Origin of the sequence: Clostridium sp., assembly GCF_036643715.1 — a bacterium.
Lineage (GTDB): Bacteria > Bacillota > Clostridia > Clostridiales > Clostridiaceae > Clostridium.
Window position 1 is genome coordinate 22685 of the sequence record NZ_JAVXRL010000003.1, and the last position, 26571, is coordinate 49255.

General features: G+C 28.2%; 27 protein-coding genes and 1 riboswitch. Of the genes, 18 read left to right on the forward strand and 9 right to left on the reverse strand.

Translation table 11 applies throughout. The annotated features are described in order from the left end of the window. Positions 1 to 242: 242 nt before the first annotated feature. From RSF37_RS01690 to RSF37_RS01700, 3 genes are read left to right on the forward strand one after another with little or no spacing between them, the layout of a single operon-like run. Complete coding sequence (locus RSF37_RS01690; protein ID WP_332562644.1) at positions 243 to 950, forward strand: response regulator transcription factor; 708 nt, start codon at positions 243 to 245, stop codon at positions 948 to 950. Next, positions 925 to 1956, forward strand: coding sequence for a sensor histidine kinase (locus RSF37_RS01695; RefSeq protein WP_332562645.1), 1032 nt, complete (start codon positions 925 to 927; stop codon positions 1954 to 1956). The genes RSF37_RS01690 and RSF37_RS01695 overlap by 26 nt, the downstream gene beginning before the upstream one ends. Next, the gene (locus RSF37_RS01700; RefSeq protein WP_332562646.1) at positions 1950 to 3359 is read left to right on the forward strand and encodes a sensor histidine kinase; all 1410 of its coding nucleotides are present in this window, start codon (positions 1950 to 1952) and stop codon (positions 3357 to 3359) included. The genes RSF37_RS01695 and RSF37_RS01700 overlap by 7 nt, the downstream gene beginning before the upstream one ends. 54 nt (positions 3360 to 3413) lie before the next feature. On the opposite strand, the gene RSF37_RS01705 is transcribed toward RSF37_RS01700, so the two are convergent. Further along, on the reverse strand, positions 3414 to 3725 hold the full coding sequence (locus RSF37_RS01705) for a DUF3892 domain-containing protein (RefSeq protein WP_332562647.1): 312 nt from the start codon (positions 3723 to 3725) through the stop codon (positions 3414 to 3416). Between the two features lie 114 nt (positions 3726 to 3839). Between RSF37_RS01705 and RSF37_RS01710 the strand changes: the two genes are divergently transcribed. Next, positions 3840 to 4271 (forward strand): hypothetical protein, encoded by a 432-nt coding sequence (locus tag RSF37_RS01710; protein WP_332562648.1) that lies wholly within the window; start codon positions 3840 to 3842, stop codon positions 4269 to 4271. A gap of 33 nt (positions 4272 to 4304) precedes the next feature. Here the strand turns inward: RSF37_RS01710 and RSF37_RS01715 are convergent, their stop codons facing one another. The 4 genes from RSF37_RS01715 to RSF37_RS01730 form a co-directional block, all read right to left on the reverse strand. Continuing rightward, entirely contained in the window at positions 4305 to 5579 is a 1275-nt protein-coding gene (locus tag RSF37_RS01715) for an alkaline phosphatase family protein (RefSeq protein WP_332562649.1), read from the reverse strand. An 81-nt stretch (positions 5580 to 5660) separates the two neighbouring features. Further along, positions 5661 to 6560 (reverse strand): DUF4097 family beta strand repeat-containing protein, encoded by a 900-nt coding sequence (locus RSF37_RS01720; protein WP_332562650.1) that lies wholly within the window; start codon positions 6558 to 6560, stop codon positions 5661 to 5663. A 1-nt stretch (position 6561) separates the two neighbouring features. Continuing rightward, positions 6562 to 7329 (reverse strand): DUF1700 domain-containing protein, encoded by a 768-nt coding sequence (locus tag RSF37_RS01725; protein WP_332562651.1) that lies wholly within the window; start codon positions 7327 to 7329, stop codon positions 6562 to 6564. Further along, positions 7322 to 7645, reverse strand: a complete 324-nt coding sequence (locus RSF37_RS01730) for a PadR family transcriptional regulator (protein WP_332562652.1) — start codon at positions 7643 to 7645, stop codon at positions 7322 to 7324. The genes RSF37_RS01725 and RSF37_RS01730 overlap by 8 nt, the downstream gene beginning before the upstream one ends. A 657-nt stretch (positions 7646 to 8302) precedes the next feature. On the opposite strand from RSF37_RS01730, the gene sfsA reads away from it, so the two are divergent. After that, positions 8303 to 8995, forward strand: coding sequence for a DNA/RNA nuclease SfsA (gene sfsA, locus RSF37_RS01735; RefSeq protein WP_332562653.1), 693 nt, complete (start codon positions 8303 to 8305; stop codon positions 8993 to 8995). 71 nt (positions 8996 to 9066) lie between these two features. Beyond that, entirely contained in the window at positions 9067 to 9561 is a 495-nt protein-coding gene (locus tag RSF37_RS01740) for an NAD(+) diphosphatase (RefSeq protein ID WP_332562654.1), read from the forward strand. Positions 9562 to 9620: 59 nt separating this feature from the next. Here the strand turns inward: RSF37_RS01740 and RSF37_RS01745 are convergent, their stop codons facing one another. Together RSF37_RS01745 and RSF37_RS01750 are read right to left on the reverse strand one after the other, a co-directional pair. Then, on the reverse strand, positions 9621 to 9971 hold the full coding sequence (locus tag RSF37_RS01745) for a hypothetical protein (protein ID WP_332562655.1): 351 nt from the start codon (positions 9969 to 9971) through the stop codon (positions 9621 to 9623). Then, positions 9961 to 11214, reverse strand: a complete 1254-nt coding sequence (locus tag RSF37_RS01750; RefSeq protein WP_332562656.1) for a DUF1576 domain-containing protein — start codon at positions 11212 to 11214, stop codon at positions 9961 to 9963. Before RSF37_RS01750 ends, RSF37_RS01745 begins: the two co-directional genes overlap by 11 nt. Positions 11215 to 11383: 169 nt before the next feature. Here RSF37_RS01750 and RSF37_RS01755 point away from each other — a divergent pair, with 169 nt between their 5' ends. From RSF37_RS01755 to RSF37_RS01790, 8 genes are all read left to right on the forward strand, one after another. Next, entirely contained in the window at positions 11384 to 12064 is a 681-nt protein-coding gene (locus RSF37_RS01755; protein ID WP_332562657.1) for a hydrolase, read from the forward strand. 155 nt (positions 12065 to 12219) lie between these two features. Further along, positions 12220 to 12383, forward strand: a riboswitch (Lysine riboswitch). Between the two features lie 168 nt (positions 12384 to 12551). After that, positions 12552 to 13847, forward strand: coding sequence for a diaminopimelate decarboxylase (lysA, locus tag RSF37_RS01760; protein ID WP_332562658.1), 1296 nt, complete (start codon positions 12552 to 12554; stop codon positions 13845 to 13847). Between the two features lie 12 nt (positions 13848 to 13859). Further along, positions 13860 to 14366 carry a signal peptidase I gene (gene lepB / locus RSF37_RS01765; protein ID WP_332562659.1) on the forward strand — a complete coding sequence of 169 codons (507 nt, stop codon included), beginning with the start codon at positions 13860 to 13862 and terminating at the stop codon, positions 14364 to 14366. A gap of 201 nt (positions 14367 to 14567) precedes the next feature. Then, entirely contained in the window at positions 14568 to 14807 is a 240-nt protein-coding gene (locus tag RSF37_RS01770) for a DUF3006 domain-containing protein (protein WP_332562660.1), read from the forward strand. After that, positions 14807 to 15394 carry a signal peptidase I gene (lepB, locus tag RSF37_RS01775; protein WP_332562661.1) on the forward strand — a complete coding sequence of 196 codons (588 nt, stop codon included), beginning with the start codon at positions 14807 to 14809 and terminating at the stop codon, positions 15392 to 15394. Before RSF37_RS01770 ends, lepB (RSF37_RS01775) begins: the two co-directional genes overlap by 1 nt. 29 nt (positions 15395 to 15423) lie before the next feature. Next, on the forward strand, positions 15424 to 17475 hold the full coding sequence (ftsH, locus tag RSF37_RS01780; RefSeq protein WP_332562662.1) for an ATP-dependent zinc metalloprotease FtsH: 2052 nt from the start codon (positions 15424 to 15426) through the stop codon (positions 17473 to 17475). Between the two features lie 23 nt (positions 17476 to 17498). Beyond that, entirely contained in the window at positions 17499 to 19610 is a 2112-nt protein-coding gene (locus RSF37_RS01785; RefSeq protein ID WP_332562663.1) for a HelD family protein, read from the forward strand. 368 nt (positions 19611 to 19978) lie between these two features. Next, on the forward strand, positions 19979 to 20110 hold the full coding sequence (locus tag RSF37_RS01790) for a hypothetical protein (RefSeq protein WP_332562664.1): 132 nt from the start codon (positions 19979 to 19981) through the stop codon (positions 20108 to 20110). 188 nt (positions 20111 to 20298) lie between these two features. Here the strand turns inward: RSF37_RS01790 and RSF37_RS01795 are convergent, their stop codons facing one another. Next, positions 20299 to 21384 carry an ATPase gene (locus tag RSF37_RS01795; protein WP_332562665.1) on the reverse strand — a complete coding sequence of 362 codons (1086 nt, stop codon included), beginning with the start codon at positions 21382 to 21384 and terminating at the stop codon, positions 20299 to 20301. A gap of 271 nt (positions 21385 to 21655) precedes the next feature. On the opposite strand from RSF37_RS01795, the gene RSF37_RS01800 reads away from it, so the two are divergent. The 3 genes from RSF37_RS01800 (at position 21656) to RSF37_RS01810 (ending at position 24010) form a co-directional block, all read left to right on the forward strand. Further along, the gene (locus RSF37_RS01800; RefSeq protein ID WP_332562666.1) at positions 21656 to 22504 is read left to right on the forward strand and encodes a transporter substrate-binding domain-containing protein; all 849 of its coding nucleotides are present in this window, start codon (positions 21656 to 21658) and stop codon (positions 22502 to 22504) included. A 110-nt stretch (positions 22505 to 22614) separates the two neighbouring features. Then, on the forward strand, positions 22615 to 23301 hold the full coding sequence (locus RSF37_RS01805; protein ID WP_332562667.1) for an amino acid ABC transporter permease: 687 nt from the start codon (positions 22615 to 22617) through the stop codon (positions 23299 to 23301). Next, the gene (locus tag RSF37_RS01810; RefSeq protein ID WP_332562668.1) at positions 23288 to 24010 is read left to right on the forward strand and encodes an amino acid ABC transporter ATP-binding protein; all 723 of its coding nucleotides are present in this window, start codon (positions 23288 to 23290) and stop codon (positions 24008 to 24010) included. The genes RSF37_RS01805 and RSF37_RS01810 overlap by 14 nt, the downstream gene beginning before the upstream one ends. Positions 24011 to 24042: 32 nt before the next feature. Here RSF37_RS01810 and RSF37_RS01815 read toward each other — a convergent pair whose 3' ends face one another. Beyond that, complete coding sequence (locus tag RSF37_RS01815; protein WP_332562669.1) at positions 24043 to 24933, reverse strand: AraC family transcriptional regulator; 891 nt, start codon at positions 24931 to 24933, stop codon at positions 24043 to 24045. 123 nt (positions 24934 to 25056) lie between these two features. Between RSF37_RS01815 and RSF37_RS01820 the strand changes: the two genes are divergently transcribed. Beyond that, the gene (locus tag RSF37_RS01820) at positions 25057 to 26406 is read left to right on the forward strand and encodes an MATE family efflux transporter (protein WP_332562670.1); all 1350 of its coding nucleotides are present in this window, start codon (positions 25057 to 25059) and stop codon (positions 26404 to 26406) included. The last annotated feature ends 165 nt before the right edge of the window (positions 26407 to 26571 follow it).

Sequence of the window (26571 nt, forward strand, 5' to 3'; positions counted from 1 at the left end):
TCTTTCATAATATAAATAATTTCATTACAAGAATAGCATAAAATTTTAAATATACCATGGACTAAAAGTTAACATTTCTAAAGGCTACAACTATATTTTATTGAAATACAAAATGAATATGATTTCATAAAATTTTAGAAAGTTGTAAGAATTATAAAAGCTAAATGTTAGTTTTTATGGTTATTATTACAAATATAAACTACTTTGATGATATAATTTTCTTATGAAATGGAGGGGATATTGTGGTAAAAAATAATATTTTAGTAGTTGATGATGAAGTTGAAATTGTAGATGCAATAGAAATATATTTAAAAGGTGAAGATACAAATATTATTAAAGCTTACGATGGAGAAGATGCGTTAAAAAAGCTAAAGGAAAATGAAGTACATTTAATAATTATGGATGTTATGATGCCAAAGTTAGATGGATTAAAGGCAACAATGAAAATAAGAGAAAATAATAATATACCAATAATAATATTATCAGCAAAGTCACAAGGTGGAGATAAAGTTCTTGGATTAACAGTAGGAGCAGATGACTATATTGGGAAGCCATTTGATCCACTTGAATTAATAGCAAGAGTAAAGTCACAACTTAGAAGATATAAAACTCTTGGAAGTTATGTTAATAACAACGAAGTAATAGAAAATAAGGTTGAAATAGGCAGGGTAACTTTAAATAAAGATAGCAAAAGCTTAATTTTAGATTGTATTAATAATGTGAAACTAACACTTATTGAATATAAAATACTTGATTTATTAATGAGTAATGCAGGTAGGGTATTTTCTTCAGAACAAATATATGAAAATGTATGGGGTGAAGAGGCAATAAATACGGATACAATAATGGTTCATATAAGAAGGATTAGAGAAAAGATTGAAATTAATCCTAAGAAACCAGAATACTTAAAGGTGGTGTGGGGTATTGGATATAAATTCGAAAAAATCTAATATAAATAAAGGGGCTATATTTAAGATATTAATTATTTCAATTATTATTGGGCTATCAATATTATTTAATTATATATTTCTAAGCGGTTACTTAAACAGTAGAGTAGTTATAATTTTATTTGCAACAATAGTAATACTTTTAATATTTAATGGTATAAACAAATTCAGAGTAGCAATGATATTTTTTAGCTTAAGCGAAAGCTTAAGAAGGCTCGAAGATGATATGAGTATAAATTATTCTATGGTTAGCATTATGATTAATGATTCTTCAACATTAAATTTATTAGGAAAGAATGTTTCAAAATTATATATTTCTATAAATAAATTACTTGATTTATCTACAGAAAGTGGTAAAAAGGCAAGTGAAAATAGGGAAGAAGAAAATCTGATAAACAAACTAATACTATCTTTAGAAGTGCCATCAAATAATATAATTAAAAATATTGAATTGTTACGAACTGATAATGAAAGCAATGTGGATGTTTTGAACGATTTATATAAAGAAGAGAAGATACTTAAAGAAGATATAGAAAGATTATTTGAATGCTCTAAAATACTATCAAGAGATATAGAAGTTAATAGAATGCCGTTGGATATAGTTTCAATAATTAAAAATACATTTGAAGAATTTGAAGAAGATTTATTAAGTAGAGAAGTTATATACGAATTTGACATTAAAAGTATTAATGTATATGGAGATGGTGAAAAATTATGGACTTCAATAAGATATTTAATAAAAAATGCTATAAAGCATTCAAAGGAAGATAGTAGAATTTTTATTAACGTAATTCCCATAGAAAATGATAAGTATAGCTATTGCTCAAAGGTTAAAATTGAAATTAAGAATACATCGAAAGATTTTATTAAAGATTTCAATGAGGGAATAGAACTTAAAGTGGTTAGAAAAATTGTAGATCTTCAAGGAGGAACCCTTGCTATTGAAAGAGATGGGGATCTTTTTAAGGCTGTAATAACATTAGAATATGGAGGTGATAATAAATGCTAATATACGAAATGCTTAATAAGAAAGAAGAGAAAGAAAGATGGTATAGTGAGGAAGAAAATAAAATAAGAAATGAAGTAAATAAACGTACTATATTTGAAAGAAACTTCATGTATATGTCACTTCTATTAGTTTTCTTAATGTTTCTTTTAACTAGAGAAATGGGAATGACAGTAGATTCGCTTATTATTCTGTCTATAGCTTTAATATTAGCTTTCATTTTATTATCAACTCTTTATAACAGTATAAGATACTATTACTTATATAAAAAAGAAGAGAATAAATATAAAAATTTATATAAAAAGAGAAGTAAAAAATTAATATTTGAATTAATACTATTACTGATGGGAAGTATCCTTATTTATAGTTTAATAACATCTAACTTTGGAATTAGATATATGAATCATAATAAAGTAGAAATAGGAGGGGAATTAATTTCAGCAGAAGAAATAGTACTTGGAAAGCATTCTACATTTATTATCTTTATAGAGAGTATTATAATAGTTTACTTATTATTTAGTTTTATAAAAGATAAGGTTAGATTAAGTATTGTAAATACTACAATTAATAACTTTATGAATAGAGCAAAAAATGGAGAGGTGAAAATTATAAAGGAATCATTAGACAAGGAAATTAATTTTGAAAAATCAGAATCCTTTTATGGAGAAAATTATTCTATGATTATAAGGGCAATTTCAAAGTTAGTTATTAAAGTTCAAGAAGCTGGTTTAAAAGAAGGTAGAAGTGAAAACGATAAAAATGAGCTTATAACAAACGTATCTCATGATTTAAAAACTCCTTTAACATCAATAATAAACTACACATATATTCTTAAAAATAAACAATACACTAAAGAAGAAAGAGAAAAGTATATAGAAATATTAGATGATAAAAGTAAAAGATTAAATGATATATTAATAGAGTTGAAAGGTATAACAAATACTGATAAAAATAATATAGCATTAGAAGAAATCGATATATTTTATATAGTAGGAGAGTTTATAAAGGAGTATAAATCAAAATTAGAGGAGAAAAACTTAAATATTATATTTGAAAATAATATAGATAAAATAGTTAAGTTAAACAAGAAGAGTAGCTTAAGGGTATTACAAAATATTATAGATAATATAAGGAAGTATTCTAAAGAAAATAGTGATATATTAATTTCCTTTGAAGAAAATAATGAATATATAAATGTTAAATTTAGAAATATAGCAAAGTATAAAATAAATTTTAATAAGGAAGATGCAATTCGAAGATTTTGGAGGGGAGACTCATCAAGAAGTACTGAAGGGCATGGACTTGGATTAGATATATGTAAATCTTTAATGGAATTACAAGGTGGAGTATTTGATATTGATATAGATGGAGATACATTTATTTCAATAATTAGTTTTAAAAAATGAGGAAGAGGAGGGAATATTCCCTCCTCTTAATTATGGTGTAGTTAAAATATATAGTTATGAGTGTATTGTTATAACTGGTAAACTGCTTAAGTTGTTAGCTTCTGTATCGTCAGGTAGGCTTCTTACGTATTCTTCCCCTGTCTTGGAAACGCCTACTCCAACACCTTTGATTTCACCATCTTTAGCCATTTGAACTGCGGCATTTTTATCGATTTGATGTCCGTTTGAAAGTTCATATCCTACGACGCGACCGCCTTGTTTAACAACTTTAGTAATTTCTTCTGCATCTTCTTTAGGAGCTGCTGATGCTTTATTAATATTTTTTGGTAAGTTACCAATCATATTATCATTCATTTGATCTTTCATAAAGTTCACCTCCTCTTTGATACACTAATAGTTTTAGTAATTTTACAAAAAATATTCATAAAGAATAATATTATATATATAAATAAACTAAATATAAATAATTTGGAGTAGCTAATGAAATTAGATTTATACACTCTTTATGTTTACAACTATGCTAAAGAATTTTTATTTAGTAAAAATGTTGATTTACTTAAGATAAAAGAGTTTTCTAATTGTTCAAATGCAGTATTTATTGATGAGTTTTATTTTGAAAAAGTAATAGGAAATAATATATTAGAGTTTTACAGTTATTTAAAAAGGAGAAAATGCTTTAAAGCTAATATGTTAATTCAAGATGATGAAATATTAATATTAAAGTTTTGGTGCAATTTCTCACTAGAGTACTGGCATTGTCATCCGGTTTTAAAGAAAGATGGACAGCTATCTCATATGGAGTTTAAAAAGATTAAAGAAGATTTGTGGGCAAAAAAATATTTGGATTTAACTAAAGAAGAAGAGGATGAATGGCGCATTAGATTCAAAAAGAATAACTATGTTAATAATTAAGATAAGCAATATTTGCTTATCTTAATTATTAGTTTATATAAAAATATCTGTAATTATTTTACCATCTAAGGAAGTAGTATTTTCATTAAGCAACTGGAATATAGTAGCCCCTTCATCCATAAGAGTCATACTTGGAATTTCGTAATTTTTCTTAACTCTAGCATCTTTAACAATGAAAAATGTCTTATAATTATTATCATTAGGTAAGTATCCATGAGTACCCATATCATATTTGCCTTTAGTTTTTTCTATAATATTATTGGTAAAATCATTTATAAAATAATATCCATCCTTTGCTTCAAGCATAAAATCACAATTTGGATCGGCACCAAGTGAGATAGCTTCAGATTGCGAAAAAATGTTTTTTATACAGTTGTTATTAGTAGTAGAGAAGTCTTTTAAAATGGAATATATCTCTCTTTTAAAATTTGAACTATCTTTGTTTAAATATATATAAGCAGACCCATCACAGTAGTTGCAGTAAACATCATAGCTCTTAATTTTATTATTTTTAACAGTTATATAACCCTTTTCTAAAAATAATCTATTAAGTTTAATTACATAATCAGTATCCTTGCAGCTATGATCTCCAAGAGCTATTAAAGTAGTATCATCATAGAGGTTATTCTCTTTTAAAAATGATAGTACATGACCTAAACGTTCATCATGTCTCTTTAAACCTTCTTTAATCTCAGGATTTTTCGTACCAAAATGATGCTTTTGAGTATCTACATCGGTAAAGTGAACTAAAATAAAATCAGCTAAATCATTTTTTAGCACATACATAAGACTTTCAAAAGTGAAATTATCTAATTGTGGCTGTTTTATACCATCCCTTAAATGGCCAAATAAATTATTAACTTTTAATTGAAATGATAAAGTTCCATTTAAAGCCGAAACTAATATTTGATTTTGCCAAAATCTATTAGGAAGAACTTCTGGAAGATTAAGATCTATTGTTTTTGATTTAGCAGTAACAGGCCAAAATAGGGAACAGGTTTTAAATCCTTTTTCTTTTGCTACATCATAAATTGTTTTGCTTTTTATATAATTTTGGCTCCAAAACCAGTCAGCCTTTTCTCTATATGGATCAACTTTTATGTTATTAGTTATTCCATGATTAATAGGGAGCATCCCAGTTGAGATGGAAGTATGAGCTGGATAAGTTAAAGATGGATAAACAGACTCAACATTTGAGCAGTAAGAGCCATTTTTAATAAGCTCCTTAAAATTACGTAAATTTTTTATATAATTAAAATCTATATTTGATACAGCATCAAAAGATAATATAATAAATTTCTTTTTCATAACAAAAACCCCTTTATAGTATTAATATAAATATATTTTACTATAAAGGGGTTTTATTATATATAGCTATGCATTTGCAATCTAGTTAAGAGTTATATCTCCACTTATTGTTGATACTTTAATTTTATTATTTCCATTCCCTTTATTACCATTAGTATTATTAGAATGGATAATTCCTGATTTACTATTTAAGTCGAAGGAGGAATTAGCTATAGAGTTACTATTATCTAATGTTACATCACCTGATGTAGAAGATATTTCTAATGAATTAACTTTATCAGAAAGTGTTGTATCAATATCTCCTGAAACAGTTTTAAGTTTAGCAGATTTATACTCTAAAGGAGAGTATAAATTTATACTTCCACTAGTAGAAGTAATATTTAATTCATTAGATATTGTAGTTTTATTTTGTAAATTTATATCAGAAGAAACTGATTTAATAGTTAAATTGTTACAATGTGTATCATCTAATTTAACTGAACCACTTACTGTATTAATTACTATATTGCCATTAAAATTATTTGGAATTGATAATTCAATATCACCGTTAATAATTTTACTCTCACTATCTTTCATTGAAATATTTAAAGATTTCTCCTTATCGTTAAAAACAAAGCCATCAGAGACAGATTCGTGATTAATAGATGAGTTACCTGAATAAGTTGCATTAAACATATTACTACTATCTGTTGTTATTTTTATATTTGATGAAACAGTATTAATATTAAGTGTTTTTATATTATCATTATTTTCATGCCCTGTTGTTATTGAGAAATAATGAGTGTTTCCCCAAGTTGAAAAATTAAAAAAATCAACAGTTGGATAACTTCCAAAAGCATCTTTAAACTCTTCTTTATAATTAGATAATCTATAATTTCCATTATAAAGAACTACAAAAGAAGATACATATGAAACAATGGAAACTATAAGGAGAACTAATAATGTTATTTTAAATTTCTTTTTTATAATTGGCTTTTTCATTTTAGTTACCTCCTTTAGTATTTTTCTTAAATAAATTTATTATAGTTATAAATAACCATTTTATAAAGTAATATACAAGCATTGCAACAAGTATTGTTAATGCAAGTGATCCTATAATAAATAAAATAATAACTGAGTTTGGAAAATCAAGTATGAAATTAGGAGTTTCGCTAGCACCAAGAACTACTAATCCAACTTTAGATAAAATAACAGCAATTCCTGATACTGTTAAAGCAAATCCGCAACCAACAAGCCCTATTAAAAGCCCTATAAAACCTACAATTAGTCCAAATGCCATTCCACCAGCACCTATAATAAATGGACTTAAGAATATACAACCTAAAATTATAAGAATAATAGTTAATACGCTCTTTTCATTAATGGCAAAATTTTGGAAAAATCCAGTTTTTTTAGGTTTAGTATGTTGATCTGTGTTTTCACTTTTATTTTGAGAAGTATCTTTTTTAGTGAAATCATCATCGCATACAGTTTCATAATTTACATCACCATAAAATTTCGTATCATCCTCTGTATATTTTGAAGTATCAGGTTCATCATTTAAAGCTACTTTTTCTAAGTAAGCACTTCTATATTGATAAACTATTTCATAAGGAGTACCAAGTTCTTCTATAATTTCTTCTTCAGTTTTTCCATTAGATTTTCCTATTGTAAAGTGCTCTTGATAATCGAAAAGAATATCAGCAAGTTCTTTCTCAGGAAAGTCTTTTAATCCACTAGCTAGAATAGATAAAAATTCATTTTTATTCACAAGTATAACCTCCAATGATAATATTATTTACTGCATTTTGGAACGATAACCATTCACGTTCCAAGTCTTCTTTATAAGCGAACCCAAGTGCTGTAAGTCTATAGTACTTTCTAGGTGGACCTTCCATAGATTCTTGAAGATAGGTAGTAAAATAACCTTCTTTAGTAAGTCTTCTAAGGATGGGGTAGACTGTACCATCTGAAATAGATATATGCTTAGATATTTCATTTATAAGCTCATAGCCATAACAGTCCCTTTTAGAAAGAACAGAAAGAACGCATAATTCAAGTACACCTTTTTTTAATTGAGTATTCATGGTATCAGACCCTTTCTATTATAAATTATATAACAATTTATTCCAAATAACTAACTACAGTATACTATAAGGTATTATACAATGCAAGGTAGTGTTTTATGTATAATATATACTTTAAGAAAATTATAAGAATTCTTAATATTTGATAATAAAATAATTGACAAAATGCGTGAAAACGTTTAGTATGTAATTAAATAGTACAGCCAACAAATACATATTCATATAAATTTATGCCTTTAGAGTCCATTTTCTAAGGGCTATTTTTTTATGTTAAAAAGCAGTAAAACTGTGTACAACCTATAAAAAACAATAAGAAAAGTGGGTATATAATTCCTTAATTTAACAAAATTATCAACAGGCAGTAAACCCTTGAAACTAAAGGGTTTAAGAAGATTTGCTGTTGAAAATGTGGATAACTTAGTATAAAATGTGGATAAGTCTTTATTTAAAGAAAAATATCAAGAAGATAAAATTAGACACAATATATATACATAAAATTATTAAGTGTAACAATATAGTGGAATTTGTATAAATAAATATTATTGATTAAAATAAGTTACATAAAAAGAATATATATCGACAAAGGTAATTAACATTATACACAAAACTGTGGATAAAAAGTGTGGATAATGTGGATAACATAGGAGGGAAAGTAAAATGAACTATGAAAAAGACATATTAGATTGTGAATTTATAGAGAGGCCAAATAGATTTAATGCAGTTGTTAATTTAAATGGAGAAATAATAACTGTTCACGTTCCAAATACTGGGAGGTGCAGAGAGCTTTTGAAAGAGGGGGAGAAGGTATTACTTAGAAAAGAAGATAATCCTACAAGAAAAACTAAGTATGATTTAATATCTGTTTATAAAGGAGATAAACTTATAAGTATAGATTCTCAAATACCAAATAAAGTTGTACTTGAAGCTTTACAAAATAAAAAAATTGAAAAACTTAAAGAATATTCAATTATATTAAAGGAAAAAACTTTTGGAAATAGCAGGTTTGATTTTAAGTTAGCTAAAGAAAATGGAGAAGAATATTATTTAGAAGTTAAAGGTGTTACATTAGAAGAAGATGGACATGCTGCCTTTCCAGATGCACCAACAGAAAGAGGAAGAAAGCATCTTTTAGAATTAATAGATGTGAAAAATAGTGGACGGGGAGCTGGAGTATTATTTTTACTTCAAATGGATGGTATGAAGAGTTTCTGTCCAAATGATGAAAGGGATGAAAAATTTGGAGTTGCATTAAGAGAAGCAAGAGATGCAGGCGTTGATATATTTATATATGAATGTGATGTAGAACGAAATGGAATAACTTTAACAAAAGAAGTAAAAGCTAATTTTTAGAAAATTAACTTCTAATAAATTTAAGTATATCTTATAATATAGATAACTTATCGAATTTGAGGGAGAATGATATGAAGTTTGAATATTGTCCAAAGTGTGGAAGAAAATTAGAATTATTTAATTGCTGGGATGAAGGATATGTACCATACTGTAAAGTTGATGATACTTTATACTTTGATACTCCAAAACCTTGTATAGTTGTAGGTGTAATTAAAGATGATAAAATACTTTTATTAAAGCAGAGTTACATATATAAAAACTCTAAAGTTTTAGTTTCAGGATATATAGATCAAAATGAACGTGCAGAAGATACTGTTTGTAGAGAAGTCTTTGAAGAAACAGGAATAACTGTGAAAGATGTAACTTATTTAGGATCAGATTTTGTTAGAGATAAGGATCTATTTATGATAACATTTATGGCAAAGTATGAAAGCGGAGAAATTATTAAATCTGATGAAGTCGAAGGCATTGGATGGGTTGAGTTAAAAGATGCTCTATCTCAGATGGAAGAAGATTTAATAGGGAAAAAAATAGTTAGTAAAATTATACAACTAAGAAACGCATAATATGAAAAAATAAGATTTAGAAATTCTAAATCTTATTTTTTTTAGTTAGTGAAATATTTTTATATACCCTCTTCACTTCTATTAAGTTCTATATGAAGAATTGAATTTTCGTATGAAACTTTAGCTTCATCAGTCATCATACCTACTAAAGATAGTTCACAGTCAAAAGCGTTATCTCCACCTAGTTGCCAATAATACTGCTCAATTTCATGTTGACGTGGGATGTTTAATGAGTGGACTAAGTTAGCATAATCTTCTTCAGGAAATTTATTTATTATTGCATCTACTGTTATTGTAGATATCTCTTCGCTATTTTTAATGTTTACAGTAACATCCTTAGCTGAAAAGTGATAGCAAAAAGATATTAACTCATTAATTATCTTAATATTTTTTTCGATTTTAAATTTCATCTGTTCGAACCTCTTTCTTAAAAGTAGTTATTATTGGTAATATTATCATTGCAACAAGCCCCCCTGCAAGACCATTGTTATAAAGGTTTAATCCACCGTGAAGGTAACCAACGTTAGTAACTAATGCAACGTGAAGCATACCAGTAATTATTCCAATCTTCCATCCAAACTTTCCAGCTATAGGAGCAAGACAAGTACTGAATAATATTGCAAGAAGAATTCCTTCATCAGCTATACTGTAAATACTAAGTGCACCGCCAATTGTTGCACCAACCATTACAGGGATAATGTTTAAAATATGTTTACCAAAGCATCCAAATCCTATAATGGTAAATAAGCCTCCAATAGTTGGTCCATTTATTTCTCCACCTATTAGAAGTAAGTAAAATACTGAAAATAGGCCTATAACCCCCATGTTAATATAAGTACTATCTCCAAACAATAGATAGAAGTCGGAGATTAATTTACCAGACTGCTTGTTAATACGGCGTAAATTGCTTTTAATGTTTCGCCCAAAATATAGACCTATACCAATTAGATAAAGGCATATAATTATAATGAACATTAAAAAGAATTTGTTATTTCCTGTGCTCCACACAAGTTGTGTTTTAAAATCAATTCCAAAAGATCTAAAAATGGACATTAATAAAGTAGCCAGAAGTCCACTTGCAAAACCTATATTATAAAGGTTATATCCACCATGAGCAGAAATGCAGTGTGTAGCAATTGGTGTTAATATAAATCCTGTGAAAATTCCTATTAATCCACCTAGTATTACACCAATTAATGCATTGTCTGCAGTGAAACTAACTTGACTAACTGTTGGAGCTAATGTTGTTGATAGGAGCATTACTAAAGCATAATTTAGAAGGGGTTGCTTTTGGTATTTAGAAAATAAATAAACACCAAACATAACAGGCCATATATTAAGAATGTTTTTTCCAAAGAAAGAAAATCCAGTCATAAGCCATAAAGCCATAATAGTTGAACCATTTGGTTTTATACCAACAAGAAATAAAATTAAAATACTGACTAAGCTAGTTAAGGCAGCATTTACAAGAGTTGCACCAATTCCCCCAATAGAAACGTAGTCTGTAATTAAAATATCTGGTGTTAAAACAATAGTTGTTAAACCATTTAAAATTTCACTGGGTGAATTAATAAAAAAGGCTGTAACTATAAAAAATAAATACATAATGATTAAAACTTTATACGGTAGGAAAAGCTTCCTCTTTTCAAGCACAGTCTATTCACCTCATTTATTAAAAATGTATATAATAAACATTATATTATATAATTGTATACGTTATCTACAAAATGTGAAAATTTTTTTAACAAAGCGTATTTTCAGATATTAAAGTTAGGTCTATAATAGAGTAGAAAGTTATTAGATATTTTGGAGGGAGAAGTAAATGAAGAAGGATAATGAAAAATACGTACCAGAGATTTCAGGTACATTAAGAAATCATATAATAGAAGCACCATCAGTAATTAGAAAATGTAGTGGAATAAAAATTTTTGGAAAGAGAATAAAATCGATAATGTTTTCTACAGATGTTGCAATGATAAAGAATACAAATGCAGATGCTATTATGGCGGTATATCCTTTTACGCCCCAACCCAAAATAACAGAAGCTATAATAACAGCAGCAGATGTTCCAGTATTCTGTGGTGTTGGTGGGGGAATAACTCAAGGTAGAAGAGTTGTTAACTTAGCATTAGATGCAGAGTTCAAAGGAGCTATAGGAGTTGTTGTAAATGCACCAACTTCAAATAGTATTTTAAAAAGAATAAGAAAGACCGTGGACATACCTGTTGTAGTGACAATTGTTTCAGAAGATACAGATATTGAAGATAGATTAAATTCAGGAGCTACTATATTAAATGTTTCAGGTGGAAAGGATACACCTAAAATAGTTAGAGCAATTAGAGAAAAGTATCCACTAATACCTATAATAGCTACAGGTGGACCAACAGAAGAATGCATTAATGAGACGATAGAAGCAGGAGCTAATGTAATAAGCTATACACCACCATCATCAGCTGAAATTATGGGAGATTTAATGGATGTATATAGAGATAAAGGAATCTAAATAAAAAAAGTTATATACAAAGTACATAAAATAATGTATATTAAATAAAAATATATATTATAATTTTAAATAAAAAATGAAAAACTGTTGAAAAAATAGAAAAATATGGTACAATTATTAAAAAGTATAATATAATATTATGGTAAAAGAAACAGCCCTAGGGTAGAGGTGCCAAAATCATCAGTACTTTTCTAGAGATGCAATCTATGAAGGAAAAGGAAAGGGAAATTGGCCGAAGTTATATATCCGCAAGATATATTTCTGGGTATGCATATAACATATGTATAACTGTCACGTAACGTGGAGCGCTACAAGGACTAAGTTGCATATTTGGTATTTAATTATTTGAAGAGGTTTTTTATAGACTTTTTTATTATTGAATATTTTTATACGTAATAAGGACACCTTATGACCCCACACGCTATTACCCGTCACAGCTAGTTCTGTGGCGTTTTGTTTTACTTAAAATAGAGTGGAGGAATCGTTTATGAAATTATTTGGTACTATGAAAACAGAGGAAAATTCTTTAGTAATTGGAGGAGTAAAGGCAACAAAATTAGTTGAAGATTTTGGAACACCTTTATATGTTATGGATGAGGAACTTTTAAGAGATAACTGCAGGGAATATTATAATTCCTTTAAATGTGGTAGTGAAGGTAATAAAGTAGCATATGCAGGAAAAGCTTTTTTAACTTTAGCAATGTGCGATATTATAAATGAAGAAGGACTATATTTAGATGTAGTTTCTGGAGGAGAATTATTTACCGCCTATAAAGCAGGATTCCCTCTTGAAAGAGTTTTATTTCACGGCAATAATAAAACATTAGAAGAGATTGAAATGGGAGTAAGTCTTGGAATTGGAACATTTGTTGTTGATAACTTATATGAGATAGAACAACTAAATCAAAAGTCAAAAGAACACAATAGAATTCAGAATATATATCTAAGGATAACACCTGGAATAGAAGCTCACACACATGAGTATATAAAAACAGGTCAAATAGATTCAAAGTTTGGTTTTGCACCAGTTGGAGATAACATTATAAATGCAATAAAGAGAGCTATAAAATTAGAAAATGTAAATTTATGTGGACTTCATTGTCATATAGGTTCTCAAATATTTGAGATAGAGCCTTATGAAGATGCTGCAGAAATAATGCTTAATTTGATTAAAAGAATTGAAGATGAGACAGGATATTTAATTGATGAACTAGATTTAGGTGGCGGCTTTGGTATTTATTATAGTAAAAATGACAAGCCTAAAAGAACAATAGAATATTGCTCAGCTATTTTAAATAAGGTTGATAAAATTTGCTTAGAAATAAATTTAAAGAAGCCAACGCTTATAATTGAGCCAGGTAGATCAATAGTTGGAAATACTGGATTAACATTATATACTATAGGATCGATTAAAGATATTCCATCAATAAGAAAATATGTATCAGTAGATGGTGGGATGACTGATAATATAAGACCTGCTTTATATAATGCACAGTATGAATGTATTGTTGCAAATAGAATGGTATATGATTCAAGAGAGAGGGTTACAATATCAGGAAAATGCTGTGAATCTGGAGATATTCTTTTAGATGGAATAAAAATACCGTCAGTTTTAAGTGGAGATTTACTTGCTGTAATGTCAACGGGAGCTTATGGATATTCAATGTCAAATAATTATAATAAGATTCCAAAGTCAGCGGTTGTAATGGTTAAAGATGGAGTAAGTAGAGTTATATGCAAAAGAGAAAGTTATGAGGACATGATAAGAAATGAAGTGATATAAGAAGGGGAAGTTATGGGTGGAAGGTTTATTAAAAATTGGGTAGTGCCAGTACTTGGAGCAGTAATCCTTGCGGTACTAATAAATAAGTTTTTATTATTTAGAGTGGAAGTTCCAACAGGGTCTATGGAGCCTACGATAAAAGTTGGAGATAAATTTTTAGCAACAAAAATTTATAATTTTGATAATCTTGAAAGAGGAGATATATTAGTCTTTTATAATGAAGAATGTGAGAAAACAATGATAAAAAGATTAATAGGACTTCCAGGAGACAAGATTGAAATTAAAGGAAAAGATTTATTTGTAAATGGAGAAAAAATTGAGGAGGAATATGTTAAACATCCTCAAGAAACAATCCAGAGTTATTCTGTCCCAGAAGAAAAATATTTTTTCTTAGGAGATAATAGGGCGAATTCTTCAGATGCAAGATATTGGGCTAATCCATATATAGATCAAAGTGATATTGAAGGAAAAGCTCAAATAAGAATAAGTCCAATTGGGAGCTTTGGAAGTATAAATTAAATGTGAAAAAAGAGCAAAAGCTATTCTTATAAATTTCATTCACTTAATAAATATGAATGTTATTTGTAAGAATAGCTTTTTTTATTAATAAAATGTAAATTAAACTTAGTAAAACATTAATAATTTAAATATTACTGAAAGAAAATTGACAAAAAAGTATGTTATAATTAATAAAGAATATGCAAGTTTAGAAAGGTTAAAATGGTCGATAATATATTTATGAAAGAAAAATATATAGTTGATAGAATAGAAAGTGAATATTATATCCTTGAAACACCTAATGGGGAAATGATAAATATCCCTAAAGACAAATTTTCAAAGTCACTTAAAGAAGGCGATGTATTATACAAAATAGGAAGTACTTATTCTTTTAGTGAAGAAGAAACTAAAAAGCGTATGGATGAGATAGAGGAGCTAATGAAAGGTATGTGGGAGGAATAATGAGCGAAGAAAAGAATGGAATAAAGCTTACTGATTATACAGAGACAAGAGCAGATAGAGGCAAAAGAAAAATTTCAAATGGGAAAAATAATTTCTTTTTTGATTGGATAGTACCAGTAATTATAGCAGTAGTACTTGCTGTACTTATAAATAAGTTCTTAATATTTAAAGTATACATTCCAAGTTCTTCTATGGAACCAACATTAAATGTTGGAGATAATCTTTTTGTAACTAGAGTATATGACCCAGAAAAATTGCATAGAGGAGATATAGTTGTATTTGAATCTAAGGAATTAAATGAGACGGTTATAAAGAGATTAATAGGACTTCCAGGAGACACAATAAAAATTGATGGTGGAATAGTATTTGTAAATGGTAAGAAATTAGATGAACCATATGTTAAATATCCTATGGATACTTATGGTGAATTTAAAGTTCCAGAAGGGAAATATTTCTTCTTAGGGGACAATAGAGCAAATTCTAATGATGCACGTTTTTGGAAAAATCCGTACATTGATGGTAGTGATATTAAAGGAAAAGCACAAGTTAGGATATATCCTTTAAATAGAATTGGATTATTAGAATAATTAATATACAAAAGAAAGAGGTGGAGTAAATGGAACAGCAAAACAAAAAAAGAAATAAAAGTGGGATTATATATTTTATAATAGCACTAGTTATAATAATGTCTTTTAATTATGTAAGAGAAACGTCAATGAATAAGGAAGTTAGTTACACTGAGTTCCAACAAATGGTTAAGGATAAACAGATTTCTAAAGTTATAATAACAAGTGACAATTTACTTATCACTCCTAGCGATAGTAGTGAATATAAAGGAAAAACTTTATATACTGTAAATATAAAAAATGATGATTTACTTAAAGAATTAAATGCAGCTGGTATTGATGTTACTGGTCAAAATCCTAAGCAGTCACCAATTTTTGATTTCTTATTAATATATGGATTACCTATAATATTCTTCTTTATTATGTGGAAATTCTTATTCTCTAAGATGTCAGGAAAAATGGGCGGCGGTATGATGTCAATGGGTAAAAATAACGCTAAAGTTTACTTAGAAGATGAAATAGGAGTAACATTTAAAGATGTTGCAGGTCAAGAAGAAGCAAAAGAATCATTAGAAGAAGTTATAGATTTCTTAAATGATCCAAGTAAATATACAGAAATAGGAGCTAAGCTTCCAAAGGGTGTTCTTTTAGTAGGACCTCCAGGAACAGGTAAAACATTACTTGCAAAAGCTGTTGCAGGAGAAGCGAAAGTACCATTCTTCTCAATATCTGGATCAAGTTTCGTTGAAATGTTCGTTGGTGCCGGAGCTAAAAGAGTTAGAGAGTTATTTAAAGATGCACAAGAAAAAGCACCTTGTATTATTTTCATAGATGAAATTGATGCTGTAGGTAAGAGTAGAGATAACCAAATGCAAAGTAATGATGAAAGAGAACAAACATTAAATCAATTACTTTCAGAAATGGATGGATTCGATTCATCAAAAGGTATAGTAATACTTGCAGCTACAAATAGACCAGAAATATTAGATAAAGCACTTTTAAGACCAGGTAGATTTGATAGAAGAGTAATAGTTGATAGACCTGATTTCCCAGGAAGGGAAGCTATACTTAAAGTTCATGCAAAAGATATTAAGCTTGCTGATGATGTAGACTTAGTAGAAATTGCAAAGAGTACTCCAGGAGCTGTTGGAGCTGACCTTGCAAATATAGTAAATGAAGCAGCACTTAGAGCAGTAAGAGAAGGTAGAAAAGAAGTTATCCAAGATGACTTAAGAGAAGCTGTTGAAGATATAATAGCCGGAAAAGAAAAGAAAGATAGAATTTTATCACCTAAAGAAAAGAAAGCAGTTGCATTCCATGAAGTTGGGCATGCACTTGTTGCAGCACTTTCAGATGGAGATCCAGTTCATAAGATTACAATAGTACCAAGAACTATGGGTGCTTTAGGATATACAATGCAATTACCAGAAGAAGAAAAATACTTAATTTCTAGAGAAGAGTTATTAAACCAAATAACTGTTATGCTTGGTGGAAGAGCTGCTGAAGAAGAAGTATTTAACTTAGTATCAACAGGAGCTTCAAACGATATTGAAAGAGCTACTCAAAGTGCTAGAAGTATGGTAACTGTATATGGTATGACAGATACATTTGATATGATGGCACTTGAATCTATTCAAAATAGATATTTAGATGGTAGAGCGGTTAGAAATTGTAGTGAAGAAACTTCAACACTAATAGATCAAGAAGTATTAAAGATTATAAGAGAAGCTCATAAGAAAGCTAGAAAATTATTAAAAGATAATAGAGATTTACTTGATAAAATCTCAAATATTCTTCTTGATAAAGAAACAATTTTTGGTGATGAGTTCATGGAAATAGTTTATGAAAAGTATCCAGAAATAAAAGCTAAAAGAGAAGCTGAAGAAGCGAGAAAAGAAGCTGAGAGAAGAGAAGCTAGAATAATTGAAGAAAGCAAAAATGAAAGAAAAAAAGAAGAAATTCTTATTGCAGAAGGAAAAAAGACTGATGAAGCCTTTTTAGAAACTGTAGTTGATGAAGAAGATCTTCATAAATTAAAAGATGAAGAAGATGGCAATACTAAAGAGGAAGTTAGATCTTCAGAAGATAAGGAAGAAATATAATATCAAAGGAGATTGAAAATATAGTGAGTAATAACCTAGATTTCTTAATGGAAGAAAAAAACTTAGAGCAAACACTTAGTTTGTTAAATGAAGAAATATTAAATTATATAGATAAAAGAAAATATATTACACAATATATTATAGATTATAGAAAAAAGGTTATAGAAGAATATAGAGATGATGAAGATAAGGTTTCTGAATACTTTGACCATGAAGCTTACGTAAAAGAAGAAGCATATAAGAGTATTGATAGAAAACTTAAAGAATACACAATATTAAAAGACTCACCTTACTTCGGTAAGGTATCTTTTCTTGAAGAGGATGATAGAACAGCTGAAGAAATATATGTAGGAAGATTTGGACTAACTAAAGAAGGTAGCTTTGAGCCAGTGGTTATTGACTGGCGTGCTCCTATTGCATCACTTTTTTATAAAGGAACTTTAGGAAAATCTTCTTATGAATCACCAGCTGGAGAAATTGAGACAGACATATTAGCAAGAAGACAACTTATAGTTAAAAAAGGTGAGCTTAAAGGTGTATTTGATTCTGCAGTAGATGTTAAAGATGATATACTTCAAATGGTTTTAACTACTAATTCTTCAGATAAACTTAAAGATATTGTAATGACAATACAAGAAGAACAAGATGAAATTATAAGAGCGCCAAAAGATAAGATAGTTGTTGTAAATGGTGTAGCAGGATCAGGAAAGACAACAATAGCTCTTCATAGAGTTTCATATCTTTTATATAATTTTAGAAAACAGTTTGGAGATAAAGTTCTTATACTTGGACCAAATGATATATTTATGGATTATATAAATGGTGTTCTTCCATCACTTGGAGAAGATGGAATAGATAATATGACATTTGAAGCTTTTGCTAAAAGTGAAATAGGATTAGAAGAAAACTTTACTGAATTTGCTTATTATATAGAAAAAGCTATGAACAATAATGAGAAAGCTCTTTCAGATTATAAGGATAAAAGTTCTAAGAAATTCGCTCTTAAGTTAGATGAAAAAGTAAAAGAAATGGACGAAAAATATTTCAATATAGAACCAGTTATGTTTGATGGTGAAGAAATTGTTTCAGCTAAGGAAATAGAAGAATTATTTAATAAACATTATAGATATATGCCTTTATTTAGAAGAAGTGAAAAGATAAAGAGAATACTTACTTCTAAAATAAAAGATAAGAGAGACGAGAAAGTTCGTAATCTTAATAGTGAAATAGAAGAAAAGATAAAGACTATAAAAGAAGAAGATCTTGTATTTGAAAAGAACAATTTAGAGTATCAAAGAAGACTTCAAATTAGGGAAATCGTAAGAGAAGTAATGAATTCTAGAGATGCTTTAAAGAGCTGGTTAATTCACGAAGATATAGTAGATATATATAAGAAGATAACAAATACAAATGACTTAGGATTCATGGATCTTGCAGGTATTTTGTACTTAATGATTAAGTTAAACGGTAAAAAGTGTACTAAAGAATACAAGCACGTTGTAATAGATGAAGCACAAGATTATAATTACATGCAATTTGAAGTAATTAAAGAGTTAACAGGATGTACTAGTTATACAATAGTAGGTGATAGTAATCAAAGACTTATTGAAACTGATGAAGCTCCTGCAATGACTAATTTAAAAGATGTCTTTGATGAATCAAGAATTATGGAATTCTTCCTAAATAAGAGTTACAGATCAACTCAAGAAATAATGGAATATGCAAGTCAGTTCTTAAAAGAAGATAAGATAATTCCTCTTGTAAGAAATGGTGAAAAAGTTCTTGAAGAAGAAACAGAAAGCATAGAAGATACAATAGAGACAATTGCTTCAATAATAGAAGATTATGAAGATGAAGGTCTTGAAAGTATAGCAGTTATTACTAAAAACAAAGAAGAGCTTAAAGAAGTTTCTCACAGATTAAAAGAAAAAGTTAAAATTCTTACATTTGATAGAAACGATATTATATATAATGGAGGAAAGGTTCTTATCCCAGCATATTATGCAAAAGGGTTAGAATTTGATGGTGTAATAATATTAGAAAATGAAGAAAATACACCAGACTTAGTTAATTATATTATGTGCACAAGAGCGCTTCACAGATTATCAGTAATTAAAACAAAAAATATAAAATAGAATATTTTTAAATAAAAGAGGATATATCTAATAACTTATTTAAGTTAGTTTGATATATCCTCTTTTATTTAATATGTTATATGCCTTCAATATTGTTAGTTGTTGAGTTTTTTTCTTTATAAAAAGAATATGTAAAACAAATTAAAGAGAGGGTGAATAATATAAATGAAGGTATGTAATAAAATCGTTGTACAGGTACAGAGAATATTTCTAAAATTGAATCAAAATATGAATCATGTAAATTTTGATTATTAAAAAAATGTAACAATCCTTTAGGTACAAATATAAGACAAACGATTAATATCTGATATAAAAATAGGCTTAATAAAGAATTCATTTTAGATGCAGTGATTAGAAAGATAATTATAATGCAAATAATTATAGAACTTGAAACTACTAAAAGATCCGTTTCATGGTGTGTCAAGAATATAAAAATTAGATTACTTGATAAAAAGCAGTTTAATAACATTATAATAGAAGCTAGAATTCCAAGTGAATAACCAAGTGTTATATTCATAGAAGGCCCCCCTTTTTCTTTAATTTTTTTTAATTATAACATAAATTTAGAGAATAAAGTGAAAATATGACATGGTAAATATTTCATACTTAAAGAGCGTCTTTATACTTTATAAGACGCTCTTTACATTTGATTCTTTTATACTAAATTGTTGATTTTATAATAATAGAATTATTTATACGATTCAAATTCTTTTATTATATCGTCATAAATTCCATTAACAACATTGAAATCCATATTAGAAACATAAAATTTTTCTAGTTTATCATGTAGAAGCTTAGCTTCAGTAATAAGAGATAATCCTTTGTTTAATAATATATCAAATTCGCATTTATCAAATTCTACTTCATCTTTAATAGCATCAATTTTATTTTTAATACATATTGAATTTAAATCAAAAGAAGTTCCAGTAATTTTAAGCTTTGATATTTCATTTTCAGTAAATACACCTATTTTTGCCTCAGGGATAATAATGTGCTCAACTTCTTCAGGAAGTAATGGACAATGGAAGTACTCAACATTCAAGCCATGATCTATAGCAGACTTCGCAATAGATTTAAGAAGGTAACTTTTACAAAGTCCAGGTTCTCCCTTAAGTACAAAGTTATTAGTAGTAAATGTGGATAAATGGTCACCAAAAGATACAATACCATTAGGTGTAAAAGCTGTAGAGAATAAGTGTCTTTCAGTTCCAACATGACCTGTAAATGTATTTGGAATAATTGCTCCTTTTAAAGTATTTTCAATATTAAGAAGAAGATCTCTATCGATGCATGAATTATTTATTTTACGCCAATCTAAGTAAACTTTACTTGCACTGTTAAAGAATATATATGCCCTTTGAAATGCTGTACTTACATCTTTAGATACGGCTAATATTTCTTTTTTATGTGGGGTAATTGCTTTAACATCTAAAGCTTTTGCTAAATCTATAATTTTATCAACAGCACCTGGAGTCTGTGGGTCAATTACGTGAGGAGCCGTTCCGTCCATTATAGCTACTTTTAGCTCTTTAACTAAAATTCCATCAAGTGATTGATCATCAGAGGAACAGTGAAATTCTTCAACTGTATAAGAATTAGTTGCAAAGTAAAATGCAAGCTTTTTCATTAAAGAAGATTTACCAGTTCCAGGACCACCTTTTAAGCATATTATTTTATTTGCATCTTCTTGGGAAAGTATATATTTGAAATGAGAATAGAAACCTTCTGAAGTATTTCCCCCTAGAAACATATGACGATTTTTTGATTTAATCAAGGTATCACGCCCCTTATATAAATTAATAAATTCAATAATACATTATATAAAAAACTGTAATATTTGGTGATTGAGTCCATATTAATAAAGAGTAATTGAAAATTATGGATATACATAATAATGTATATAAAGTGTTAAAAAATAAGTAAAAATGCATAAATATAAAAATATATTAAAAAATACTTGCATAATTATAAATTAATATTGTATAATATTAATAAGTTAAGAAAAGGAAAAATAATGGTATTTAAATAAAAAGGGGGCTTTTAAAATGAAAAAAGGATTGTTAAAAAAGGTGCTTGCATCATGTCTAGCATTAGCTATGACATTTAGCATAGTAGCATGTGGAAACAAAGAAGATAAAGGTGATGGGGATACAGAAAAGAAAACAACAGTACAAGCAATTAAGGATAAAGGAGAACTTGTTGTTGGATTAAGTGCTGATTATGCACCTTATGAATTCCATGCAATGATAGATGGAAAAGATACAATTGTAGGTTTTGATGTGAAACTTGCTGAAGAAATTGCTAAAGACTTAGGAGTAAAACTTACAATAAAAGATATGAAATTTGATTCATTACTTGGAGCAATACCAGCAAATCAAATTGACATGATTATATCAGGAATGAATCCAGATAAGGAAAGAGAAAAGATAGTAGACTTCTCAGATATTTACTATACAGCACAACACGGTGTTTTAGTAAATAAAAAAGATGTTGATAAATATAAGACTGTAGAAGATTTAAAAGGAGCAAAAATTGGGGCTCAAATGGGATCAACTCAAGCTGATATAACTAAAGAAGAAATAAAAGCTGAGAATCCGACATTATTATCTAATGTAAATAATTTAATATTAGAACTTAAGGCTGGAAAAATAAATGCTTTAGTTACTGAAAAGCCAGTTGGGGAAATGGCTATTAAGAACAATAGCGAACTTACTTTATGTCCAATTGAATTTACAGATAAATCAGGTGGAAATTCAGTTGCAGTTAAAAAAGGTGATAAGGAATTATTAGCTGAAGTTAATAAAACAATAAAGAAACTTAAAGATAATGGAGATTTAGATAAATTCATCGTTGAAGCAAATGAATTGTCATCTAAGCAAGTAAAAGAGAAGTAGATATTTATCAACAATTATGTATAAAAGAATTATAGCAAATAAAATAAGTGAAATGATGCCTGGGCTAAGAGTAATTAGTCCAAGCATCCAAAGAAAAGGGGGCATATAAAATGGGATATAAATTTGATTTTAGCTTCTTACCAGAATACTTACCAGTTTTTCTAGAGGGAGCTAAAATGACATTAGTCATTTCTTTAATAGCAGTAATATTCGGGACGTTGTTTGGTTCCGTTTTATATTTCATGAAGAACTCAAAGTTAGGTATAGGTAAGTTTAAACCATTATCGATTATCGCAACAGTATACATAGAGATAATAAGAGGAACACCAATGGTATTACAAATATTAATGGTGTATGCAGGGTCAGCATTATTCTTAGGAATAGATTTTTCACCACTTACAGCTGCAGTAGTTGCTGTATCATTAAATTCAGCAGCTTATGTTTCAGAAATAATAAGAGCTGGAATAAATGCAGTAGATAAAGGACAAATGGAAGCTGCAAGAAGTCTTGGAATGACTAATTTTCAAGCAATGAAAATGGTAATAGTACCACAAGCCATAAAAAATATATTACCAGCAGTAGGGAATGAATTTGTAACAATAATAAAGGAATCATCAATGGCATCATTTATAGGTGTATCTGAACTTATGTTTAGCGCTGATATCGTAAAGGGAGCTGTATATTTACCTTTTGAACCATATATAGTTATTGCAGCATTTTATTTTGTTATGACATTTTCACTAGGGCGTCTTATATCATATTTAGAAGGGAGGATGAAACAAGGTGATTCACGTTAATAATTTACACAAGTCATTTGGTAAAAATGAAGTATTAAAAGGTATTGATGAGCATATAAAAAAGGGGGAGGTTGTTGTTGTAATAGGACCTTCAGGATCAGGAAAAAGTACTTTTTTAAGATGCTTAAATCTACTTGAGATTCCAACTGATGGGGAGATAACTTTTGAAGGTAAAAATATTACTGATAAGAAAGAGAACATAAATAAAATAAGAGAAAAGATGGGAATGGTATTTCAACAATTTAATCTTTTCCCACATAAAACAGTGTTAGAGAACTTAAGGTTAGCACCAATTAAAGTAAAAGGTATATCAAAGGAAGAAGCTAAAGATAAAGCTGTTCAATTACTTAACATGGTTGGATTAGTAGACAAGATGGATGCTTATCCAAACTCATTATCAGGAGGTCAGAAACAAAGAATAGCAATAGCTAGAGCTTTAGCTATGGAGCCAGATGTAATGCTATTTGATGAACCAACATCAGCTCTTGATCCAGAAATGGTTGGAGAGGTTTTAAGTGTTATGAAGTCATTAGCTAATGAAGGAATGACAATGGTAATAGTTACTCACGAAATGGGATTTGCAAGAGAAGTTAGCGATAGAGTTTTATTTATGGATGAAGGAATAATAATGGAGAGCGGAACTCCTGATGAAATATTCGATAATCCTAAAAATCAAAGAACTATAGATTTCTTATCTAAAGTATTATAAAAGTAATTAAAGGTGATATTTTAATATCACCTTTAATTACTTTTAATCTCTTTTCTGTAGGATGTAGGAGATTTATCTAAATACTTTTTAAATGTTTTGATAAAGTAAGAAACATCATTAAAGCCAACATCATATGTAATTTCAGTAATTGATAAATTTGTTGTTACTAATAGGTTAAGTGACTTATTTATTCTAAGTGTATTTATAAATTGAGTACAAGTTTTACCAGTCTGATCTTTAAAAAATCTTAAAAAGTGGTATTCGCTATATCCGGCTATATTACAGAGATCACTTACTGTAATCACATGATAATAATTTTCATTTATATAATTAATTACAGCCTTTATTTTATCAAGTCTAGTATTATTTTTACTTAAATTATTCATATCTAATACTATGTACTTACAAGTAAATAGTATAGAAAATAGAGATAGAAAAGCTCCTTTTATACTGAGCTGAAAAGCAAAGTCTTTACATGAAAAAGAATGACAAATATCTAATATATATTGAAGAATAATATTATATGATAAATCAGTAGTTCTAATTATTGGTGTTATCATAAGTTCTTTATTTATTAAAGGATGAATGAAGTTAATAGTACAAAAATCTAAATTAGATGAAGTAAACATTTCTAAATCAAATACAATAGCTGTATATTCCAAAGTTCCAGAAGTTTTTTTAGACATATAGTGGAGTGAACCTTTAGGAATTAATAAAATATCACCTGAATTAATAGGGTAGTCTTTCAAATCTAAATGGAGTATACCATTACCTGAAGATATATATATTAGTTCCATTTCATTATGCCAATGAAGGCAGGAGTAAGAACTAGTAGATAAAATTCCAGTATAAATATTCATAGGAATCTCAAAATTTCCATGAGAAACATTTTCTTTAAGTGTTAAGTAATCAAATCTTTCCATAAAACCTCCTAAAAGCAAAATTGTTATATTAATAAGCAGTTATATACAAGAATAAGCGATAATTTAACAGTATAATACTATATATTGGAAAGGAAATCAATTACATAAGGAGTAGTAAATTTCATGGAAATAGTAAAAAAAGAGCAGTATCTTATTAAAGAGCTAAAAAAAATTACTTGGCCATTATTTGTAGAGACACTTTTATTCTCTCTCCTAGGTGGAATTGATACTTTAATGCTTGGGAGATATTCAGATAATGCAGTTGCAGCAGTAGGAATTGCAAATCAATTAATATGGCTTGTTAATATAATGTTTGGAGTAATAACTGCAGGAACATCAATATTACTAGCACAATATATTGGAGCTAAGTCTGATGAGAAAAATATAATAGAGTTATGTGGAATATCTGTTGGAGTTAATGGAATACTTGGATTAATAATAAGTGCCGTTATGGTCTTTGGAGGTTCAACACTTTTAAGACTTTTAAAAAGTGCGCCAGAACTTATAGAACTTGGAACAGAGTATATGCAAATAGTTGGAGGATTTCTATTTATTCAAGCAATACTTATGACGTTCACTGCAATACTTAGATCAAATTCATTAACTAAAATATGTATGAATGTAACATTAATAATGAATATATCAAATGTAATTTTAAATTATATTTTTATATTTGGTAACTTTGGTGCTCCTGAACTTGGAGTAAAAGGAGCTGCAATTGCAACAACTTTAAGTAGGATACTTGGAATGGTTATATTAGCAAGGAGTGTTTGGAAGCTTATATTTAGAAAATTTAAACTATCACATTTTAGACCATTTCCAAAGATACATTTAAATAATATATTTAAAATAGGAATACCAACAGCAGCAGAACAAGTATCATATAATTTATCACAACTTATGGTTACAAGTTTTATAAATATGATAAGTATTGATAGTATGGCAGCTAAAAGTTATGTCAATACAATAGCTAGTTTCGCCTTCGTGTTTGCAGTAGCTGTAGGACAAGGTGGAAGTATATTAATAGGGCAATTAATTGGAGATAAGGATGAGAAAAATGCATATAAATTATTTTTATATTGTTTAAAGAGAGCAATTATAATAGCAATAATAGTTAGTGTATCTATTGCGGTATTTGGAAGGACTATATTTGGATTTATGACTGAAAATAAGGATATAATTAGTATAGGAGCAACAATATTAATTATAGATGTTTTTCTAGAAGTAGGAAGAACATTAAATATTGTTGGAATCAATGCATTAAGAGCAACAGGTGATGTAAGATTTCCAGTATATATAGGTATTTTTTCTATGTGGACCTTTGGAGTTGGAGCGGCGTATATATTAGGAATAAAGATGGGTCTTGGACTTGCTGGAATATGGATTGGATTTACTATAGATGAATGGTTTAGAGGAATATTAGTTTTCTTTAGATGGAGAAGAGGAAAGTGGAAGGGGAAGTCATTTGCTTAAATAAAGTAAGAGAGAGTTTAATATATTCTCTCTTACAAAAAAACTATGAGAATTGAATTAAATATTAACTAGTAATTAACAAAAGAATAAAAAGTTAACAAATATTTGATAAAATTTACAAAAACTATTGAAATATGGAAAATATGATGATAGAATAAGTTCATA

What these genes read in the sequence shown, in the direction of transcription:
- RSF37_RS01700 (WP_332562646.1), top strand. Translation starts at nt 1,950, where the DNA reads ATGCTAATATACGAAATGCTTAATAAGAAAGAAGAGAAAGAAAGATGG.
- RSF37_RS01705 (WP_332562647.1), bottom strand. Translation starts at nt 3,725, where the DNA reads ATGAAAGATCAAATGAATGATAATATGATTGGTAACTTACCAAAAAAT.
- RSF37_RS01710 (WP_332562648.1), top strand. Translation starts at nt 3,840, where the DNA reads ATGAAATTAGATTTATACACTCTTTATGTTTACAACTATGCTAAAGAA.
- RSF37_RS01715 (WP_332562649.1), bottom strand. Translation starts at nt 5,579, where the DNA reads ATGAAAAAGAAATTTATTATATTATCTTTTGATGCTGTATCAAATATA.
- RSF37_RS01720 (WP_332562650.1), bottom strand. Translation starts at nt 6,560, where the DNA reads ATGAAAAAGCCAATTATAAAAAAGAAATTTAAAATAACATTATTAGTT.
- RSF37_RS01730 (WP_332562652.1), bottom strand. Translation starts at nt 7,645, where the DNA reads ATGAATACTCAATTAAAAAAAGGTGTACTTGAATTATGCGTTCTTTCT.
- sfsA (WP_332562653.1), top strand. Translation starts at nt 8,303, where the DNA reads ATGAACTATGAAAAAGACATATTAGATTGTGAATTTATAGAGAGGCCA.
- RSF37_RS01740 (WP_332562654.1), top strand. Translation starts at nt 9,067, where the DNA reads ATGAAGTTTGAATATTGTCCAAAGTGTGGAAGAAAATTAGAATTATTT.
- RSF37_RS01745 (WP_332562655.1), bottom strand. Translation starts at nt 9,971, where the DNA reads ATGAAATTTAAAATCGAAAAAAATATTAAGATAATTAATGAGTTAATA.
- RSF37_RS01755 (WP_332562657.1), top strand. Translation starts at nt 11,384, where the DNA reads ATGAAGAAGGATAATGAAAAATACGTACCAGAGATTTCAGGTACATTA.
- lysA (WP_332562658.1), top strand. Translation starts at nt 12,552, where the DNA reads ATGAAATTATTTGGTACTATGAAAACAGAGGAAAATTCTTTAGTAATT.
- lepB (WP_332562659.1), top strand. Translation starts at nt 13,860, where the DNA reads ATGGGTGGAAGGTTTATTAAAAATTGGGTAGTGCCAGTACTTGGAGCA.
- RSF37_RS01770 (WP_332562660.1), top strand. Translation starts at nt 14,568, where the DNA reads ATGGTCGATAATATATTTATGAAAGAAAAATATATAGTTGATAGAATA.
- lepB (WP_332562661.1), top strand. Translation starts at nt 14,807, where the DNA reads ATGAGCGAAGAAAAGAATGGAATAAAGCTTACTGATTATACAGAGACA.
- ftsH (WP_332562662.1), top strand. Translation starts at nt 15,424, where the DNA reads ATGGAACAGCAAAACAAAAAAAGAAATAAAAGTGGGATTATATATTTT.
- RSF37_RS01790 (WP_332562664.1), top strand. Translation starts at nt 19,979, where the DNA reads ATGCAAATAATTATAGAACTTGAAACTACTAAAAGATCCGTTTCATGG.
- RSF37_RS01800 (WP_332562666.1), top strand. Translation starts at nt 21,656, where the DNA reads ATGAAAAAAGGATTGTTAAAAAAGGTGCTTGCATCATGTCTAGCATTA.
- RSF37_RS01805 (WP_332562667.1), top strand. Translation starts at nt 22,615, where the DNA reads ATGGGATATAAATTTGATTTTAGCTTCTTACCAGAATACTTACCAGTT.
- RSF37_RS01815 (WP_332562669.1), bottom strand. Translation starts at nt 24,933, where the DNA reads ATGGAAAGATTTGATTACTTAACACTTAAAGAAAATGTTTCTCATGGA.
- RSF37_RS01820 (WP_332562670.1), top strand. Translation starts at nt 25,057, where the DNA reads ATGGAAATAGTAAAAAAAGAGCAGTATCTTATTAAAGAGCTAAAAAAA.